The organism is Pseudarthrobacter sp. TRD_SC_9, from assembly GCF_055361265.1.
The window spans coordinates 3,529,506-3,548,414 of the sequence record NZ_CM143956.1; the positions used below are offsets into that span (position 1 = coordinate 3,529,506).

An 18,909-nucleotide genomic window follows, 5' to 3' on the forward strand; every position below is an offset into this window, starting at 1 on the left:
CTGCTACTGTGACACGCGTCTCGTAAGAGCGCAAGGGTTATTTGTTGATTGCCACCGCCCGGCCGGCCGTGACGGTTATCTCCACGGGGACAAACGAACCGTCGGTGGTGGGCATGGTGATGGTCTGGCTGTGGCCTTCCTCCGCCGCAAAGGCCTTGAACTCCATCTCCGTGGACCAGTCGTACTCCGGCCTGTCGCGGACGGTTCCCAGCGGCAGGATGGTTCCCTGGCGGACGTAGACAGCCGCCTCCATGACGCTGAACTCCTTGCGGTGCCAACGCTGGCCCGGGAGCTGTTCACCCGATTCCAGGTGGGTCCAAGTTCCCGCCGGGAGGTAGAAATCCACCGAGCCACCGGCAGCCATCACCGGAGCCACCAGCAACCCGGAGCCCAGCATGTACTGCCGGTCCAAATAGGCGCAGGCGGGATCATCGGGGAACTCCACAAACATGGAACGCATCAGCGGCGCCCCGGTCTGGTGCGCCTCCTCGGCCGCGCCCAACAGATAGGGCATCAGCTGCATCTTCAACTCAGTGAAGTGACGCAGCACCTCACTGGATTCGTCGTCCACCAGCCAGGGCACCCGGTAGGAGTTGGAACCGTGCAGCCGCGAGTGCGAGGACAACAGGCCGAAGGCGATCCAGCGCTTGAAAAGCTCAGGGTCCGGCGTGCCCTCAAACCCGCCAATGTCGTGGCTCCAAAAGGCAAAACCCGAAGAAGCCAGGGACAGTCCTCCCCGAAGGGACTCGGACATGGCGGCGAAGGTGGACTCGCAGTCGCCGCCCCAGTGCACCGGCAACTGCTGTCCGCCGGCAGTGGCGGAGCGGGCAAAGAGCACGGCCTGACCCTCCCCCAGTTCCTTGGTCAGCAGGTCAAAAACCGTCTGGTTGTACAGCTGTGCATAGTAGTTGTGCATCCGCTGGGGATCGGAGCCGTCATGCCAGGCAACGTCCGTGGGAATCCGCTCGCCGAAGTCGGTCTTGAATGAATCCACGCCCTGGTTCAGCAGGACCCGCAGCTTCTCCTGGTACCAGGTGACGGCGTCCGGGTTGGTGAAGTCCACCAGCCCCATCCCGGCCTGCCACATATCCCACTGCCAGACAGAGCCGTCCGGCCGCTTCACCAGATAGCCCAGCTCCGCGCCTTCCCGGAACAAATAGGAACGCTGGGCGATGTACGGGTTGATCCATACACAGACCTTGAGCCCGCGTTCATGGAGCCGGCGGAGCATGCCCTCAGGGTCCGGGAAGGTAGCAGGATCCCAGATGAAGTCACTCCAGTGGAAAGCGCGCATCCAGTGGCAGTCGAAGTGGAAGACGGAGAGCGGGATGTTGCGCTCCTCCATGCCATCGATGAAGGACATCACCGTTTTTTCGTCATAGTCGGTGGTGAAGGACGTGGAGAGCCACAGCCCGTAGGACCAGGCAGGAACCCTGGCGGGCCTGCCGGTGAGCTCCGTGTACCGGCGGAGGATGTCCTTGGGCGTTGGTCCGTGGATAACGAAGTACTGCAACCGTTGGCCCTCGACGCTGAACTGGGTACGGGACACCACCTCGGAGCCGATCTCGTAAGACACCCGCTCCGGATGGTTGACGAACACTCCATAACCGGCGTTGGTGATGAAGAAGGGCACGTTCTTGTAGGCGAGGTCGCTGGACGTGCCGCCGTCTTCATTCCAGATGTCCACTGACTGCCCGTTCTTCACCAGGGCGCCAAACCGTTCACCCAGGCCGTACACATTGGTACCCACGCCCAGGGTGAGTTGTTCGTGCACGAACTGCCGGCCGTCCTGGTCAGTGATCAGGCCTATACTGCGCGGCACCGAACTGGTTAGCAGCCGCCCGTCCCCCAGGAAGTCAACGTTCCAGTCTCCCGCCGTGTTAATGCTGGCGGTGAGGCCTCCGGACGTGAAGGTGGCCTTGCCGCCGTCGTTGGTGATGGCTACCTCGGCGCTCCCATCCCTGAGGGCGAAATGCGGGCCCTTGTCCAGGCCACCCTGGAAGTGCTCAATGGTCACGCCGATCACGTCCGGGAGGGGAGATTCGAAAGTGACCGTCAGCTGCGGACAGTTCAGTGCGTCACCCCGGTCGGCAATCCGCTGCGTGGGTGCATAGACGGTGAGCTTGTTTGGGGATGCTTCCACATCCACCACGTCCTTCGGGTGCAGGGCGGTGAAGCCCTTGCGCAGCAGCCAGTAGCCGTCAGTGAATTTCATGCTGTTCCTCTATTTTCCTGGTTCTTTGAGTACGAGGGCCCCGAAAGGGGCAAGGGTGAGCCGGCTGTTCTGCGCAGTTCCCGTGAGCAGGTCCACCGAAGACCAGCCCAAATGCACGGCCTGTTCCGTGCTGGAATGGTTCAGCAGGAACAGGTGTCCGCCGCGGCTGGCTGCCTCCACCTGCTCCGGCACCGACTCGGCCAGAAGCGAACCAATTCCCGCGGATTTCAGCGCATCAGCCAACACCAGGTCCAGCGCCGGGGCCGGGAGGTCTGCCCCGACATACCAGCTGCTGCCCTCCCCTGTGGAATGGCGTACGACGGCGGGACGGCCTTCGAGACACCCCTCACCGAAGACGGCCATCGCCTCAGCTGTGGCTCCGTGCAGGGCCAGGTTTTCCGTCCAAATCTGCGCCGGGTGCCGCTGCCCCCCGGCTGCCGCGTGGTCCTCGAAGATCACCTCGACCGGTTCCGCCAGCGGCCGCCATTCCTCACCGTCCACGCCCAGCAGTCCGGAAAGGACTGCCGGGAACCGGCCGGGAGCAAGATGGCCGTTGCTGTCCGCAACGGCGCTGAACGGGCCCACCACCAGCCGCCCGCCGCGGCGGACAAATGCGTACAGTGAGTCTGCGTCAGGCTCAGTCAGAATAAACAGGCTGGGCGCCAGAAGCAGGTCGAAACGGCCCAGGTCCGACGACGGATGCACCACCTCCACCGCCAGCCCTCTCCGACGGAGCGGGCTGTAGTAGGCCTGCAGCTGGGCCAGTACGTCCAGCCGGCTGCTGGGCCTGTCCGGGGATTCGGCAGCCCACCAGCTGTTCCAGTCGAAAAGAATCCCAATCCTGGCCTGGGCGTCCGCCCCGGCAAGTTGGCGAAGGTTCTTCAGGTCTGTCCCCAGGTCTGCGGCTTCCCTGAATATCCGGGTGTCCTCTCCGGCCAGCGGCACCACAGCCGAGTGGAAGCGTTCGGCTCCGAAGCTGGACTGGCGAAACTGGAAGTAGCAAACGCCGTCAGCTCCATGGGCTACGGCGGAGAGGGCGTCCACGCGAAGTGCGCCCGGCTCCTTGGCAACGTTGTGCTCACGCCAGTTCACGGCCGAGGTGGCGGACTCCATCAGGAGCCACGGCTGCCCGCCGGCCAGCCCACGGCACAGATCGTGAGTCAGCGAGCCGAACTGGTGTGACTGTGAATCGGCCGGATCCGTGTACCAGTCGTTGGCCACCACGTCCGTCTCCTTGGCGAAGGCAAAGTAATCGGCGCCGCGGAAGAAGCCCATGAAGTTTGTGGTCACCGGCCTGACAGGGTCATAGCGGCGGATGATGTCCCGTTCAGCCGTGTAAAGGGACAGCAGCTGGTGTGAGGTGAACCGCTGAAAGTCCAACTGCTGGCTGGGGTTGATCAGGTAGGGGGCGCTCCGCGGGGGCATGATCTCGTCCCAGTGGTCGTACCGCTGGGACCAGAACGTCGTTCCCCACGCCCGGTTGAGCTCCTCCATGGAACCGTAGCGGCGCATCAGCCAGGCCCGGAAGGCCAGGGCGCTATGGTCGTCGTAGCTGACCTGTCCCAGCTCGTTGCCGACATGCCACATGGCTACCGCCGGATGGCTGGCATACCTTCTGGCCAGGGATTCTGTAATTGCGGCCGCAGCCCGGCGGTACTTCGCCGAGGAGGGATTGAACTGGTTTCGGGAACCCCACCAAAGGGTACGGCCGTCCGCGTCAACCGGGAGGGTTTCCGGATAAGCATGGCCCAACCAGGGCGGCGGTGAAGCGGTAGGCGTCGCCAGCGACACCCGGATGCCGCCCTCATGGAGGAGGTCAAGAATGCGGTCCAGCCAGCCGAACTCGCGGGCACCTTCCCGCGGTTCCAGCTGGGCCCAGCTGAACACACCCACCGTGACCAGGTTGATCCCGGCCTTTTGCATCAGCCGGATGTCCTCCGGCCAGCTCTCTTGGGGCCACTGCTCCGGGTTGTAGTCCGCTCCAAAAAGCAGTCCCGCGGTACCAGTGAGGGAGGCCAGTGCTGGCCGGGTGCCAGGCGCTGGTGGTGAAGGTTGGTTTGTCATGGGTCGAATCGCTTCAATCAGAAGTAGGGGGTGAGTTTGTGCTCTCAGGGTTCTGCAGTCGAAAGTTATCGAACAGAAGTCAGTTAGAGAGTTTCTGTGCTGGCTATGCTTGGAGTTCTACGCGCGAATGAAGGGAGTGGCCCGTGGCCACCATGATTGATGTAGCCCGGGCGGCCGGAGTGTCCACCAGCACTGTCTCCTATGTGCTGAGCGGCAAACGCACCATTTCGGAGGAAACCCGGGAGCAGGTCATGGCGGCGATTCGGAAGCTGGACTACAGCCCCCATTCCGGCGCCCGGTCCCTGGCGTCCAGCCGGTCCAACGTGCTGGGCTTGATGGTTCCCCTCCGCGCTGACGTTAATGTCAGTGTGATCATGCAGTTCGTGGCCGCGGTGGTCACCACGGCCCGGGACTACAACCAGGATGTGCTGCTGCTCACCCAGGACGACGCCGACGGAATCCACCGGGTTACTTCGCAGTCCATTGTGGACGGGCTGCTGATGATGGACATCGAGGCCAGCGACCCCCGGATCCCGCAGCTTGCCAAGCTCCGCAAGCCTGCGGTTCTGATCGGTTTCCCGGATGATCCCCAAGGGCTGAGCTGCGTTGACTTCGACTTCGCTGCAGCATCGCGCACGGCTGTTCGGCATCTGGCCGGCCTGGGGCACCGCAGCCTGGGGTTCATCGGTTCGCCCCAGGCGTCCCTGGAACGCCACGCCACCTATGCCGACCGTGCCCGAAAGGGCTTCGAAGAGGCGTGCGCGGCGGCGGATATCACCGGCGTCCGGCAGGCCTGCGAACCCACTACCGCTGCCCTCGCCGAAGCCCTGGACGCCGTCTTCGCAGGCCCTGACCCGGCCACCGCGCTGGTGGTCCACAACGAAGGACTCCTCCCGATGTTGCGTGAATCCCTGGCACTGCGCGGCTTGCAGATCCCGCAGGATGTGTCCGTGGTGGCCATTGCCCCGGAAGATGCCGCCATGGCGTCCGCCCAACCCTGGACGGCAGTATCCATCCCCGCCCACGACATCGGACGTGCCGCCGTCGAAATGGTCATGGACCGCCTCAACTCTGACAAGCCCGTGGAGATCAGGCTGATTGTGCCGTCGCTGGTGGAACGCACCACCACGGCGACCCGCGAGTGACGGCGCGCTTCCGGTGCTGAGCGGCATCATCCCTTCACTGCGCCGATCATGACGCCCTTGGTGAAGTGCTTCTGCACCAACGGGTAGACCAGCAGAATCGGAACAACCGCCACCACAATGACCGCCATCTGCAGCGCCAGGGACGGGGCCGCGCCCTGTCCAACGGCGATCTGGCCGGGGACCATCGTGCCCTGGAGGACGTAGGAGCGCAGGACCACCTGGAGGGGGTTCATGGCGCTGTCATTGATGTACAGGACCGCGTTGAAGAAGGCGTTCCAGTAGCCCACGCCGTAGAACAGGGCGATCACCGCGGTCACGGCCTTGGACATGGGAAGCACAATCTGGGCGAGGATTCGCCACTCGCTGGCGCCGTCGATCCGCGCGCTGTCCAAAATGCCCTTGTCGATACCCATAAAGAACCCGCGCAGGATGATGATGTTGAACACCGAGATGGCTCCCGGGAGGATCAGCGCCCAGTAGGTGTTGATCAGGCCCAGCCCGGAGACCAGCAGGAAGGCGGGGATCATCCCGGCGCTGAAGAACATGGTCAGCAGGAGCGTGAACAGCAGCGGGGTGTGGGCGAAGGAACCCGGGCGGGAAAGCCCGTAGGCGCACAACACGGACACCACCATGCTGAGCAGGGTTCCCACCACGGTCACTCCCACGCTTACCAGCACCGCACGGGTGACCACGCCGCCGCTGATGATCTGGCGGTAGGCGTCGATGGTCAGCTCGCCCGGAACCACGACCATTCCGCCGGCTGCCGTGATGGCCGCCTGGGTGGACAGGCTGGTCAGGACGATCGCATACAGCGGCCCGACTACGGCCAGCACGACGAAGGTGAGCAGGGCGGCTTTGCCGATCTTGGCCGCCAGCCCTGGCTCTTCCTCCCAGGCAGGCCTGGCCGGATTCTTGCGGCGTGAGGCAGGTGGCTTGGGCAGCAACGAGCTGATGGGGGATTTCTTGTCCTGTTTGCTGATGGTGCTCATGACTTTGAGTACACCCCGCTCTCTCCGAATAGGTGGGCAAGTTTGTTGGCACCCAGGATCAGCGCCAGGGAAACGACTCCCTTGATCAGGCCGGCAGCGGCGGCATAACTCCAGTCGCCGTTTTGGATGCCCGTGTAGTAGACAAAGGTGTCCAGGACCTCTGAGGCCTCAGCACCCACAGCGTCACGCTGCAGGATGAGCTGTTCAAATCCGACAGAAAGGGCATCGCCCAGCCGGAGGATCAGCAACAGGATCACCACGCCACGCAGTCCGGGAAGCGTGATGTGCCACGTCCGCCGCCAGCGGCTGGCGCCGTCCACTGCGGCAGCCTCGTACTGCTCCTGGTCAATGGCGCTCAGTGCGGCAAGGAACACGATGATGCCCCAGCCGGCGTCCTTCCAGATTGCCTGCGAGGTGATGAGGAAAAGGAAGGTGTCCGGATTGGTCATCACGTCAATGGGCTGCCAGCCCTGCGCCCTGAGGCTTTGGCTCAGCAGTCCCGCTCCGCCGAAGATTTGCTGGAAAACGGAAACCACCAGCACCCAGGAAAAGAAGTGCGGAAGGTAGACGATGGCCTGGATCGTGGACCGGAGCGCCGGCGACAGAAGCGAGTTCAGCAGCAGCGCCAGGACTATGGGGATAGGGAAGAAGAAGACCAGCTGGAACGCGGTGATCACCAGGGTGTTCTTCACTGCCAGCCAGAAGCCCGGATCCCCGAGCACTCGGGCGAAGTTGTCCAGGCCCACAAACGGACTGTCGGCGATGCCGACGAAGGGCGAGTAGTCCTGGAACGCCACAATGTTGCCCAGCAGCGGGACGTAGGCGAAGACCAGGAGCAGGCCGATGGCCGGCAGGGTCATCAGCACCAGGGACTTGTCCCGCTTCAGCCGAAGCAGAAACCCGGCTTTCTTGCGTGGCGGGTCCCCTGAAGAGTCAGGTTCTGTTGCCGGATGACTGCCTTTTCGGGCAGCCGCCCCTGTAACCGCGGTTCCGGGGATGGATTCTGTAGTGGTCACGGCGGGTCCTACGCGTTCAGAAACCCTGCGTAGAACTCACGCAGTTCATCGCCGCCGTTGCGCTTCCAGGTATCGATGGCGCCGTCAAGGTCAGAAATGCTCTTGCGTCCCCGGAGGATGTCTTTTGCGAGGTCCTCGAATGGGGCTCCCAGGGAACCGAACTTGTTGGGTTCCTGGATCTGCAGGCCGTAGAAAATATCGTCGATCACGTGTGGCGCCTGCCGGGCTTCCCACTCGGTTTTGGTCTTCACGTAGCCCGGGTACTGGACATGGTTGTTCACCACCGCCGCGTTGACCAGGAAGGCATAGGTGCTGGTGACTTCCTGCTTGCCCTGCTCCGTGGCCTGCGGGATATTCTGCGCGTCCAGCGTGTAGTGGACGCCTTCGACGCCATTGTTGATCAGCATGTTCTCTTCGGTGCCGAAGGGGGCCGCAGCGAAGTTGGCTATGGCCAGCAGCTCCTCCACCCTGGCCCGGTCGTCGGTTTTCTTGATGAAGCTGAAGATGGCGGCCGGTGAGCCGCGGAACAGGGTGGGCTTGCCGCCGTCGGGAGCAAAATAGTCCATCGGTTCCATCTTGAAGCCGGGGTTGGTGGGCAGCACCCTGCCCAGGGCCTCGTGCCAGCCGCCCAGGCCGTCGTTGGTCATCAGCACGGCACCGGACTCAAACCGCTGCTTGGCCTGCTGGGAGTTGCCGGCGACTGCATCGGGGTGCACTGCGCCGGAGGCGAAGAGTTTCGCGCCCCATTCCAGGGCGGCACGGTATTCGTCCGTCTCGAACTTGTTCTGGAGCTTGCCGTCCACCAGCTTCCACTTGGGAACCACGCCGTGCATGATCTGGGCGCCGTTCCAGACGTCGTCAGAACCCCAGCGGTTCTTGGCCGGATCCGTCAGTTCCTTCGCCAGGGTCAGGTACTCGTCAGCCGTCGTGGGTGCCGCCACCCCCAGCTCGTCGAACAGGTCCTTGCGGTAGAAAAAGGCGTCCGTGATGAGCGCCGCCGGGTAGGGCAGGCCGTAGAGTCCGCCCTCAAAGCAGCTGTATTTCCATGCCGCCGTCTCCAGGTTGGCCAGATTGGGATACTTCTTCACCTTGTCACCGGCGATGTACTCGGACAGGTCCGTAAACAGGCCCTTCGCGGCCTGGCCGAACCGGGGCGGCAGGTTCCAGGACGGGATAACCACCCAGTCCGGAACGTCCTTGGGAGAGGCCAGGACGGTCTGAATCTTGTCCGCGTAGGTGTTGCCGTCACTGACCTGGAAATTCAACGTGGCGCCCAGGCGTTCGTTGACGGCCTTGAAGTAGCTGTTGTCTGCCTGGGGAATGGCCCACCAGGCAGGAGTCATCACGGTGTAGGTTCCACCCTTGCCCGGGACACTCTGTACGGATTTCACCAGCTTGGGGATGCTGGTGAAACCGGGGGCCGAACCGTTCACGCCAGGGATATCCGGCGTGACGATGCTCAACGGGATGTAATCCGGCACCAGCTTGGCTGTTGCTTCGGCGAGGCCGGCCGAACTGGTGGCCTGAGGCGCCGCACCGCCGCTGCTGCAGGCGCTGAGGGCCGCCATGGCGACGGCGCCGCCAATGATCCCCAGGAAGGAACGACGCCCGACGCTTCCGCCTGCCAATCGTGTCAAAGGCGGCGTGGGTTCCGGGGAGGTGAAGTTTCCAAGCATGTTCTGCACTCCTTTGTGTGGACTTTCAGGACACCCCTGACACCGGCGCGCATGTGCCGGACGGACTGCTGATCATTGCAGGACCACAGGGGCGGTAAGGAAAATAATGTCGAAACGATTCGATTGCGTTTAGCCTAGGGGAGGGCCGGTTAGAGCGCAAGGGCTTCTTGTGTTGCAGCTCACATAGCGAGATGCCACAATGTTTGAAATGTCCTCAGCGCGCAAGCGTTTAAACAACTTTGCCCACGAACGGATCAGCGTGCCTTCCACTTCCACCGCCCCCGCCGCCGACGCGACAGCCCAGGCCGGCACTTCACCCACAACCGCTTCGACCCTGCTGGCCAGGCTGACGCGCGACCAGAAAATCGCAATGCTGCACCAGCACGCGCCCGCCATCGAGTCACTTGGCCTGACGTCATTCCACACCGGAGCGGAGGCTGCCCACGGCGTTGCTTGGCTGGGCCGGGCTACTGTTTTTCCGCAGCCAGTGGGCCTCGCCGCCAGCTGGGATGAAGACCTGATCCGCCGGGTGGGAACTGCCGTGGGCCTGGAACTCCGGGGGAAAAAGGCCCTGGATTCTGGCGTCAGCGCCAATGTGTGGGCGCCGGTGGTGAACCCGCTGCGCCACCCGCTCTGGGGGCGCAACGAGGAGGGATTTTCTGAGGACCCGTATCTCACGGCCAGCCTTGCCAGCGCATACTGCGCAGGCTTGAAAGGCACACATGAACGCTTTTGGCTGACGGTTCCCACCCTGAAGCACTTCCTGGCCTACAACAACGAAGCCGACCGCAACGTCACCAGCAGCCAACTCCGTGCCCGTGTGCTGCATGAGTACGAGCTTCCTGCCTTCCGCGGCCCCATCGAGCACGGTGTGGCAGGAGCTGTGATGCTCTCCTACAACCTGGTCAACGGCAGGCCCGCCCACGTCTCGGACCTGGTGGCGTCCGAGCTTCGCACGTGGCGCGGAGGGGATGAACTGGCCATTGTTACTGACGCCGGAGCCCCGTCGTCGCTGTACACCGCGGAGAAGTACTTCGACGACGGCCCGTCAGCTTATGCGGCCGCCCTCCGTGCCGGGGTGGACAGTTTCACCGAAGACTCAGACAATCCCCTGCCGTCGTTGGAGCACCTTCATGCCGCCCTGGAACGTGGACTGATCAGCGAGGAGGACATTGACCGGGCCGTCCTCCGGCTCCTGGTCCTGCGTGAGCGGACAGGTGAGTTCGAGCCGGACAGCGGCCCGTACGGATTGCTGCCCGCGGACCTTGTGGGCGATGCGGCCCATGTGGAGCTGGCGCGTGAAGCAGCCCGGAAATCTGTGGTGCTGTTGAGGAACGCTCCTTGTGGCGTCGAGCCCCTCCTTCCGCTCGGGGACCGGCCCGGCAAAATCGCGGTGATAGGTGCACTGGGATCAACAGTCCTCAGTGACTGGTACAGCGGAACCTTGCAGAACGAGATAAGCCTCGCGGACGGCCTGACTGCCAGGTACGGGGATGTGGTGGCCGAGGCGGGCGTGGACCAGGTGACACTGCGCTGCCTGCGTACCGACACTTACTTGGGCGTTGCTACAGGAGGTTCCGGGCTCGCAGCGCAAGAAGCCTCCCCAGGTCAGAACCACTCCTTCCTCCTCAAGGACTGGGGCGGCGGCGAATGCACCCTGCAATCCACGTCCAGCGGGAAATTTGTTGCCGCGAACGGCTACTACCTCTCCGCGTCCGCTGACCGCGTGGGCGGCTGGGTGGTCCAGGAGACCTTCCGGTTCCACACCGCCTCGGACGGGACCGTGGCCCTGCAGCACATCGGCTCCGGAAAGTGGCTCCGGATTGAGTCCCATACCGGAAGCGCCGCTCTTTCGGCCAACACTGAGGAAACAGCCGACAGGTTCCTGCTGCGGACTCTGCGCTCCGGGCAGCAGGCCGCCCGTGAGGCAGCCGCCGCGGCTGATGTCGCCGTCGTGGTCGTGGGCAACGATCCCCATCTGGGTGGCCGGGAAACCATCGACCGCTCCACCCTCGCGCTGCCCCAGCAGGAACAGGAACTGGTCCGGGTGGTCCGGGAAGCAAACCCGCGGACGGTCCTGCTGATCGTCTCCTCCTACCCGTACGCGTTGGGGCCGCTGGCTGACATTCCCGCGATTGCATGGACATCCCATGCGGGGCAGGAGCTGGGCAACGGGGTGACCGACGTACTCAGCGGTGACGCGGAGCCCACCGGCCGGCTGGCCCAGACCTGGTGGGCCCGGGACGAAGACCTGCCGGACATCCTGGATTACGACCTGATCGCCTCCAGGGGCACCTACCTCTACAGCGACGCCGAGCCATTGTTCGCGCTGGGCCACGGCCTTGGCTACAGCAAGGTGGCCTATGAGTCCTGTGGACTGGTTCCGGCCGCTGAGGAAAACGGGGAGACCACCCTGCAGGTTGTGGTCAGCAACACCGGTACCCGCCCTGTCAACGAACTGGTCCAGGTCTACGCCGCCTGCGCCGGCCACCGCTTCGACTTTCCGCGGCGCCTTCTCGTGGCGCACGCCCGCGTGGACGTGGCCGCCGGCGAGCGCCGCACAGTCACCATTCCTGTTCCTGTGGACCGGCTTGCCACTTTCAGCGTGACGGAAGGCCGGATGGTGGTTGAGCCCGGAAAGTATGAGTTGATGGCAGGCCCATCTGCCAGCAGCCTCCCCCTGGGCGTGGAGTTGGCTGTCGCGGGTGAAGGCAGCCGCCAACGCCAACGCGGTGAATGGATCCGCGCCGAACATTTTGACCACCACAGCAACCTGGCGCTCGTGCCGGAAACACCTCTGGCCGGGACCGCCGTCGCGCCTTCTTCCCCACAGGAGAGGGCGACGGCGGTCTACCGGGGCTGGGAGGGTGGCACACCAATGCGCGCCACCTTCCGTCTTTCCTCGACAGGTCCTGCCCGGATAGCGCTGCAACTGCCGGCCCACGGAGGTACCTGGGCAGATGCCGGTTCCGCCGCGGTGGATCCTGCCGTCAACGGCGAGGTGACTTTTGATCTGGGTACGCAGGACGGGTTCAGTGCGCTGCGGGTGGTCCTTGAGGGGCCGGTGACCGTGAGCGCGTTGAAGCTGGACTGACCGCCTGTCCTACGCCACGTCGATGAACACCGGGTTGGCGTAGAACCAGGTGTCCACCCAGGGATCGGCGTCGCCCAGGTTGTTGCCGTGCCGGATAGGGCCGGCGGGATCAACGGAAGCACCGTGGTAGCCGGTCCCGTTGCGGTTTCCGTCACTGCCGCGGAGCCTGAAGTAACAGGACTGCTGGACGTCCTTGACCACATGCGTGATGGTGAAGGTGCCAGTGCGTCCTGAGACGTCCAGTTGCTTCCACACCGTGGTGCCTTCAGCCCGCATGCTGTCCCGGTCCGCCGCCGCACCGGTGACCGGGCCACCGATGACGTCGACGTGCGCCAGCTTCGGAAGGATGCCGGCAGCGTTCCGGTAGTCGGTGGCGGTTATCGTGATGGAGATTTCGACGTCGGCGCCGCGGCTCACGCTAAGCCGGGAACCGAGGGTGACGCCGTTCCTGCCGTTGTTGCCTTTGTTCCTTAGCGGACGTACCCGGACGTCCAGGCCCTGGAGCAGGTGGCCATGGTCAACCCACATGCGGCCGTTGCGCATTGCCTGCAGGACTCCTGCGTAGCTCCGCTCGGTCACGCCGGTGTGGGTTCGGCTGAACTGCCCGGGCCAGAAGTCGCTTCCGCCCTGCCGCTCGCCCGAGTCGAACGGATCCGGGCGTTTGCCCTCCACGGACCAACGGTCGAATTCGTTGGGGAGGCTGAGATAGGGCTGCTCAGCCGGGTAGGGTCCTGTTTTCCAGGTGTCCTTGACCGTCAGGTGGTTGTCTGAGTTCGAGGTGATCCAGAACGGCAGCCCCTCGGCCAGCATGGAGTCCCAGACGCCGCCCACGGTGGCCGTTGCCCAGTCGAAGCCGCCGTAGGGCCGGTAGGCGTCGAGAGGGTATCCCGCGAAGCTGAACTGGCTGGGGTTGTTGGTGTACTCGCCGCGCTGATCGCCCGGCACGGCGAATTGGCCGGTACCAGAACCCTGTGCACCGGGCGCACCCTCCATGCCGATCATCACCTCACGGGCCGCGTCGCGCCAGGCACGGAGTTCGTGGGGCGAATCGATGCCAAGGCGCATGGGGTGGTTCGCCAGTGCCACGACGTCGGCCACGTAGCCCGTCCGCCGCTGTTCGGCCAGCCAGGCGATGGCTTCAACAGCTTTGCGTTCGAACGTTTCCACCTGGGCCGTACCCGGAGCGGGCTTCTCCCATTGGTTCAGCTTGCCATCCCAGACGAGTTCGAACGTGCGCAACAGGCTGACTTCATTCGGGCCAGGCGTTACCAGCACCGAAGCGTGCTCTGCGCCCGGGATGTACCACTCAAGGCCCTGGAAGATCAGCAGGTCCGGGCGGGCGGCACGCTGGGCCTGGATCTCTTTGTTCGAGTTGACCGCACCGCCGTTGTTTGCGCGCCCGAAGTTGCTGTGCTCCGTCAGGGCCAGCCAGTCCACACCTTAGGTTTCCGCGGCGTCGAGCTGCTGCTTGATCATGTACTTGGCATCATGGCTGAACTGCGTGTGCACGTGGTGGTCGCCTACCAGCCAGGTGAGCCGTGGATCGTTGTTTCCAGGGCTGGCGGCGGCCGGGCGCACGGCGCCCAAAGCAGACACCGAGCCGGCCGCCAGGATACCGGCGGATTGCAGGATGCGTCGCCTGCTCAACCCCATTGCTTTCAGCTCAGCGTCAGCAAGCGCCAAACTGGCGTCCTGGCTGCCGCAATCCTTCTCTTCAGTGCACACGTATTGTCTCCTTGGCCATAATTCGTGGGGGCTGATTCAGGCTAGGAGGCCGGGATTGCGGGCAAATGAACCCTGGGCCAACGGCTGGAGCACTGAGCTGCGACTTCCCGTCATCCAGCCAAGGTCCTCGGTCCGCTTTGGGTTACTTTGTCGGGGTTCCTTGCCCGGACTTATTTGTCCCGCGCTTATTTGTCCCGCGCTTGGGCGAGCTCCTGGGAGAAGCCGTTCAGGGCCGCAGCTACAGCGTCCGGATGGCTCAAGGTGACGTAGTGTCCACCCGGAATTTCCACCGGCTCAATTCCAAGCCGCTGCTGTATTTGGCGTCTCATAAACGCGGCGGGAAAGAACTGGTCGTCGCGGCACAGTATTGCTCTGGTGGGGACGGCGGGGTGCCGCTGGGCAGGCCAGGGCCGGGCCATCCATTCGCCTTGCTGGTCGCGATCTTTGTCGCGAGCCTGGCGGGCCAGGTCTTCAGGGACTCCGTTGAAAAACGACGCCTGCTGGTCCGGGTTTATCCTCTCGCGGTCATGGCCCGTGTTGGTCCACCAGTCCCCGAAGGTCTCGCCCGGCAGTGGGATCATTCCCGCAAGATATATGAGACCGTCCGCTGCGAGCTCGTCGCAGACCAAGGGCGCCGTGAAACCTCCCAACGAGTGACCAACCACGATGACATGCCGGGCATTGCCGACCGCTGCAACTACTACATGGGCATAATCCTCGAGCCCGGCGTTCTCGTCCTCGATAGGCAAATCGACCGCGATGACGTCATGCCCCGATGCCTCGAGCAGTGGTCTGACGAGATGCCAGTCCCAGGCGGTGGAGCCGCCACCATGAATCAGTACGAAAACCGCCAAAATGCCACCCCTGTCTCAAAACATTGCGAACAAGCCCGCCTTAGCCACATACAGTCCCAGCGAAGCTCAGTGGAGTACAGGCAGATACAGGAAGGGTGCGGCTCCTATGGGAACCGCACCCCTTCGTCATGTAACAGGAATCAATCCTTCTTGAAGGCGTCCTTGACCTTCTCGCCGGCCTGCTTCAGATCGGCCTTGGTCTGATCGCCCTTGCCCTCGGCTTGCAGGCTTTTATCGCCGGTTGCTTCGCCGGTGGTCTCTTTGCCCTTGCCGCCGAGCTTCTCGGCAGCGTTACCGATTTTGTCATCCAAACCCATGGTGTTTCTCCCTACGGTTGGTTCCCGCCGGCACCGCCAGCGGCTAACACTTCCATCCTAATCACGCTTTTGCCGGGCCGGAACCCAACCGGGGTGCTTCACGCTCCCCGGACTCAGCATAAAATCAGAGCATGCCAGAGCCCGTAGATCATCTTGGCGCCATCCTGGAGCTGATGAGCTGGGTGGGCCTCGTCCCCGGAATACCGCTGATCATCGCCGGCTGGGTCATTACCAAATACCGCTGCCCGTGGACCAGCACCACAGCTGAGGTTTTCGAAGCCGGAGGGTTTAAGGGGTTCAGGTGGTCCGATGCCGGGAACTCGCCTCATATTTCGCTGCACACAGCCGAGCAAACCGTCGGGCTGAAGCCAGGCGCTGAAATCGTCCTCCACTATGACCTCTGCCATCCTGCCCGGTGGAGCCTGGCCGAACCCCGGCATGACAACCCCGTCCTGATTGTCGGCTGGATCCTGACCACCGTTGGCATCGTGTGCACGTTTGCTGGCTTCTTTTTGCTGATGTTCTGATGGCCCTATTTAAACTTTATGACGCGCAATGTCAAGTATGACGGTGCATGCCGTACATTGGGGGATGTCAGTGCTTGGGGGCAGCGGGATACCTGGGGGTGTCTTTCTGGATAGGCCGAGCAAACATTCGTTTTATCGGTTCTAAGACAAGGTCTCAGTAATGAAAACCCCTTCTGCCCGTATCCGTAAGATCGCCGTGTTTGCAGCCGGTCCGCTTGCCGTCCTCGTCGCCGGCGGCATGGTGTGGCAAGGCTCGCAGGCCGCCTTTACGGCTTCCACCCGCAACGCCGGCAGCGCCTGGAGCACCGGCAACGTCACCCTCACTGACGATGATCTCGGCGCTGCCGCCTTCACCGTGGAGAACATCGTCCCCGGCCAGACGGGCGAGAAGTGCATCGTGGTCACCTCCAACTCCACCGTTCCGGGCGAAGTTCGGGCCTACACGCAGAACCTGATTACCGCGAAGGGCCTGGAGAACAGGATTTTCTTTGATCTGGAGCAGGGCACCGGCGGTTCCTTCAATGACTGCACCGGGTTCATCCCCACGCTAAACACCGTCCCGGAGCTGCCCATCTCCACACTTGCCACTGTAAACCGCGACTTCGCCACCGGGGGCGCAGCCTGGAAGACGGCCGGTACGCCCGGCGAAAAGCAGAGCTACCGCGGGACCTGGCGTTTCGATACCACCGGCCTCGGCCAGGACGACGTCAACGCACTGCAGGGTGCCCGGGTGGGCATTGATCTGGTGTGGGAACTCCAGTCCGACGCCTCGCCGGCAACGCCTTAGTCCTGGAGCTGTGGCGATCCTGACTCCGTGAACCGGGAGGATCCCGGGTCTGCCCGGGATCCTTCCTGGTGGGACCGGCTATTTTCCGCTGATGGCTGGGCGCTTTTTGTGGCCTCTACGCTGTCGCGGCTTTATCTGGGCGTACTGTTGAGCCTTGCCCTCATTGCAGCTCTCCCTGTCCTGCTGGGCTGGCATGGTTCCGTGGTCCAGAGCGGTTCCATGGAGCCGCACATCAGCGCCGGCGACGTGGTGATAGCCGCAGCGTTCGGCCCTGGCCAGGAAGTTCCGTTGGGCGGCGTGGTGGAATTCACCAGCCCTGCATCAGCGGAACCCAGCGGTGTGGAAAAAACCCGGCTTCATCGGATCGTCTCGGAGAACCCGGACGGCTCGTTTGTGACGGCCGGGGATGCCAACGCCACCGTTGACAGCACTCCTCTGGACCGTGGGCAGATTACCGGCCAGGCCAGAGTTCTTGTTCCTGCTGTGGGGCTCCCCGGTCTGTGGCTGAGAAGCGGTAATTTCCCCGCGCTGGCACTGTGGTGCCTACTCACACTGCTCGCTGTGGCTGCAGCTGTGTTCGGCCCGCTTCCTGAAGAACAGGGCGCTAACGAGGACGGGGATGGTGATGGCGGTGCTTCTTCGCCTGCCCCGTTTCCCATCGGCGCCAGACAAAGTTCATGGAAGGGGCGCTTGAAGGCAGGTACGGCTGTAGGGATCGTGGCCGCCCTGGGGGTCCTGGTCGTTGCCACCTCCACTGCTTTCTCCTCGGCTGCCTTCACGGACAGCACCGCCAACGCCGGCAGCACTTTTGGCACCGCCGCCGACTGGATGCCGCCTTCAGTCACCATGGCCAGTCCCGGAAGCATCGTGCGGGCCAACGTCACATTGACTGCCGATGCCGGCGACGCCGAATCCGGCATCGGTAATGTGGAGCTCCAATACCAGCCACCCGGCGGCGTATGGACCACCCTCTGCACCGTGACGGTGGCCCCATTTGCCTGCACCTGGGCCACGCAGACAGTGGCGGACGGCGCCTACAGTCTCCGTGCCACGGCCACGGACAACGCAGGCCTCTCCACCACTTCCGAGCCGGTAGAAACCACGGTAGCGAACACGTTCGCCGTTATCCTCACAGATCCGGGCGAAGTCCAGCGCGGAACCGTAACCCTGACCACCATGCTGTACAGCCCGGGCAACACGCCTTACACCGTCCGTGTGGAGTATTCCATTGCCGGTGCTAACAAGTGGAACGCCCTTTGCTTAAACTTGGCTGCCCCCTACAACTGCACCTGGAACACATCGCAATTTACCAATGGCGGGTCTTACGATCTCCGCGCCGTTGCTGTTTCGGGCCTCTCTTCCACCTTCTCGGAACCGGTCACCGACATCATGGTGGACAATCTGGCCCCGATTGTGACCATGGGCGATCCCGGCAGCCCGCTACGGGGAGTCAGCTCCTTCACGGCTATGCCCGCAGACGCCCACTCCGGCGTCGCCCAGGCCCAGATCCAGTACGCCCGCACGGGGACCAGCACGTGGGTGCCGCTCTGCACCATGACCGTGGCGCCCTATTCCTGCCGGTTCGACACAACCACCCTCGCCAACGCCTCCTACAGCTTCCGTGCCACTGCCATTGATGAGGCCGGCAACAGCACGACGTCGACTGCTGTCATCAACAGGATCGTTGACAACACCGTTTCCTCAGTGTCCATCGAAGATCCGGGCACCTATCTCACCGGTATCGCTACCCTCAACGCCGCTGCCAACTCAACGGCAGGTGTCACCACTATCCGGTTCCAGACAGCTCCGGCGGGCACCAGCACATGGGCTACCCGCTGCACTGTTATGGCAGCACCCTATTCCTGCCTCTGGGACACCCGCACCGTTGCCGACGGCCAGTACGACATCCGCGCCATCCTCACGGACGGTGCAGGCAGGGAAACGGTATCCGCGATCGTCGGCGGAAGGCGTGTGGACAACAGTCCTTTGCGCGGAGTTAACGTTCAGGCAACCAACGGAACCGGCTTCGAGGGCCGTCCGGATCCCAGGGACACCCTCACCTTCACTTACAGCCAGCAGGTAAACCTGGCATCCGTCACCCCGGGATGGACCGGTGCTGCACTACCCGTGACCCTTCGCCTCCGGGACGGCAACATCGTGGGTCTGGGCAACAACGGAGACACCATCGACATACAGCGCCCGGGCAGTACCGTAAACCTGGGAACAGTTAATACAAACGCAAACTTCGTAAAGAACCGCAGCGCCGTCACCTTCCTCGCCACCATGACCGCCACCACAGCAACCATCGCCGGGGTGCCCAGTACCGTAATCACCGTGACACTGGGCATGCCCGTGAGCGGCTCAGCAAGCCTCCGAACCTCCAGCACCGCGGCAGCGATGGTATGGAGCCCGCTGTCATCCGTCACCAGCACCACCGGCAGAGCTTCATCCCTCGCCCCAGTCACCGAGACGGGCCCGCTCGACAGGGATTTTTAGGTAA

Annotated in this window: 14 protein-coding genes; 5 read left to right on the forward strand and 9 right to left on the reverse strand. The window is 63.5% G+C overall.

The features are described 5' to 3' along the window. Nucleotides 1-37: 37 nt before the first annotated feature. Nucleotides 38-2,215 carry an alpha-xylosidase gene (gene yicI, locus ACWA13_RS16590; RefSeq protein ID WP_463935366.1) on the reverse strand — a complete coding sequence of 726 codons (2,178 nt, stop codon included), beginning with the start codon at nt 2,213-2,215 and terminating at the stop codon, nt 38-40. A gap of 9 nt (nt 2,216-2,224) precedes the next feature. Continuing rightward, complete coding sequence (locus ACWA13_RS16595) at nt 2,225-4,279, reverse strand: beta-galactosidase (protein ID WP_463935367.1); 2,055 nt, start codon at nt 4,277-4,279, stop codon at nt 2,225-2,227. Nucleotides 4,280-4,431: 152 nt separating this feature from the next. Here ACWA13_RS16595 and ACWA13_RS16600 point away from each other — a divergent pair, with 152 nt between their 5' ends. Beyond that, on the forward strand, nt 4,432-5,424 hold the full coding sequence (locus ACWA13_RS16600; RefSeq protein ID WP_463937959.1) for a LacI family DNA-binding transcriptional regulator: 993 nt from the start codon (nt 4,432-4,434) through the stop codon (nt 5,422-5,424). A 26-nt stretch (nt 5,425-5,450) separates the two neighbouring features. On the opposite strand, the gene ACWA13_RS16605 is transcribed toward ACWA13_RS16600, so the two are convergent. The 3 genes from ACWA13_RS16605 to ACWA13_RS16615 are packed head-to-tail and all read right to left on the reverse strand — an operon-like array spanning nt 5,451 to nt 9,105. Next, nucleotides 5,451-6,413 (reverse strand): carbohydrate ABC transporter permease, encoded by a 963-nt coding sequence (locus tag ACWA13_RS16605; protein WP_463935368.1) that lies wholly within the window; start codon nt 6,411-6,413, stop codon nt 5,451-5,453. Beyond that, the gene (locus tag ACWA13_RS16610; protein WP_463935369.1) at nt 6,410-7,429 is read right to left on the reverse strand and encodes an ABC transporter permease; all 1,020 of its coding nucleotides are present in this window, start codon (nt 7,427-7,429) and stop codon (nt 6,410-6,412) included. The genes ACWA13_RS16605 and ACWA13_RS16610 overlap by 4 nt, the downstream gene beginning before the upstream one ends. Before the next feature lie 8 nt (nt 7,430-7,437). Next, on the reverse strand, nt 7,438-9,105 hold the full coding sequence (locus ACWA13_RS16615) for an extracellular solute-binding protein (RefSeq protein WP_463935370.1): 1,668 nt from the start codon (nt 9,103-9,105) through the stop codon (nt 7,438-7,440). A 208-nt stretch (nt 9,106-9,313) separates the two neighbouring features. Between ACWA13_RS16615 and ACWA13_RS16620 the strand changes: the two genes are divergently transcribed. Then, nucleotides 9,314-12,199 (forward strand): glycoside hydrolase family 3 C-terminal domain-containing protein, encoded by a 2,886-nt coding sequence (locus ACWA13_RS16620; protein ID WP_463935372.1) that lies wholly within the window; start codon nt 9,314-9,316, stop codon nt 12,197-12,199. A 9-nt stretch (nt 12,200-12,208) separates the two neighbouring features. Here the strand turns inward: ACWA13_RS16620 and ACWA13_RS16625 are convergent, their stop codons facing one another. The 4 genes from ACWA13_RS16625 to ACWA13_RS16640 all read right to left on the reverse strand — a co-directional run bounded on the left by ACWA13_RS16625 (nt 12,209) and on the right by ACWA13_RS16640 (nt 15,095). Then, on the reverse strand, nt 12,209-13,636 hold the full coding sequence (locus ACWA13_RS16625; protein ID WP_463935374.1) for a histidinol-phosphatase: 1,428 nt from the start codon (nt 13,634-13,636) through the stop codon (nt 12,209-12,211). A 3-nt stretch (nt 13,637-13,639) separates the two neighbouring features. After that, a complete protein-coding gene (locus ACWA13_RS16630; protein ID WP_463935376.1) occupies nt 13,640-13,924 on the reverse strand; it encodes a hypothetical protein in 285 nt (94 codons plus the stop codon). A 185-nt stretch (nt 13,925-14,109) separates the two neighbouring features. Continuing rightward, entirely contained in the window at nt 14,110-14,778 is a 669-nt protein-coding gene (locus ACWA13_RS16635) for an alpha/beta fold hydrolase (protein ID WP_463935378.1), read from the reverse strand. 140 nt (nt 14,779-14,918) lie between these two features. Then, nucleotides 14,919-15,095 carry a CsbD family protein gene (locus ACWA13_RS16640; RefSeq protein ID WP_463935380.1) on the reverse strand — a complete coding sequence of 59 codons (177 nt, stop codon included), beginning with the start codon at nt 15,093-15,095 and terminating at the stop codon, nt 14,919-14,921. 131 nt (nt 15,096-15,226) lie between these two features. On the opposite strand from ACWA13_RS16640, the gene ACWA13_RS16645 reads away from it, so the two are divergent. The 3 genes from ACWA13_RS16645 (at nt 15,227) to ACWA13_RS16655 (ending at nt 18,905) form a co-directional block, all read left to right on the forward strand. Next, entirely contained in the window at nt 15,227-15,622 is a 396-nt protein-coding gene (locus ACWA13_RS16645) for a hypothetical protein (RefSeq protein ID WP_463935382.1), read from the forward strand. A gap of 160 nt (nt 15,623-15,782) precedes the next feature. Further along, nucleotides 15,783-16,409, forward strand: a complete 627-nt coding sequence (locus ACWA13_RS16650) for a hypothetical protein (RefSeq protein WP_463935384.1) — start codon at nt 15,783-15,785, stop codon at nt 16,407-16,409. Nucleotides 16,410-16,436: 27 nt separating this feature from the next. Next, nucleotides 16,437-18,905 (forward strand): Ig-like domain-containing protein, encoded by a 2,469-nt coding sequence (locus ACWA13_RS16655; RefSeq protein ID WP_463935386.1) that lies wholly within the window; start codon nt 16,437-16,439, stop codon nt 18,903-18,905. The last annotated feature ends 4 nt before the right edge of the window (nt 18,906-18,909 follow it).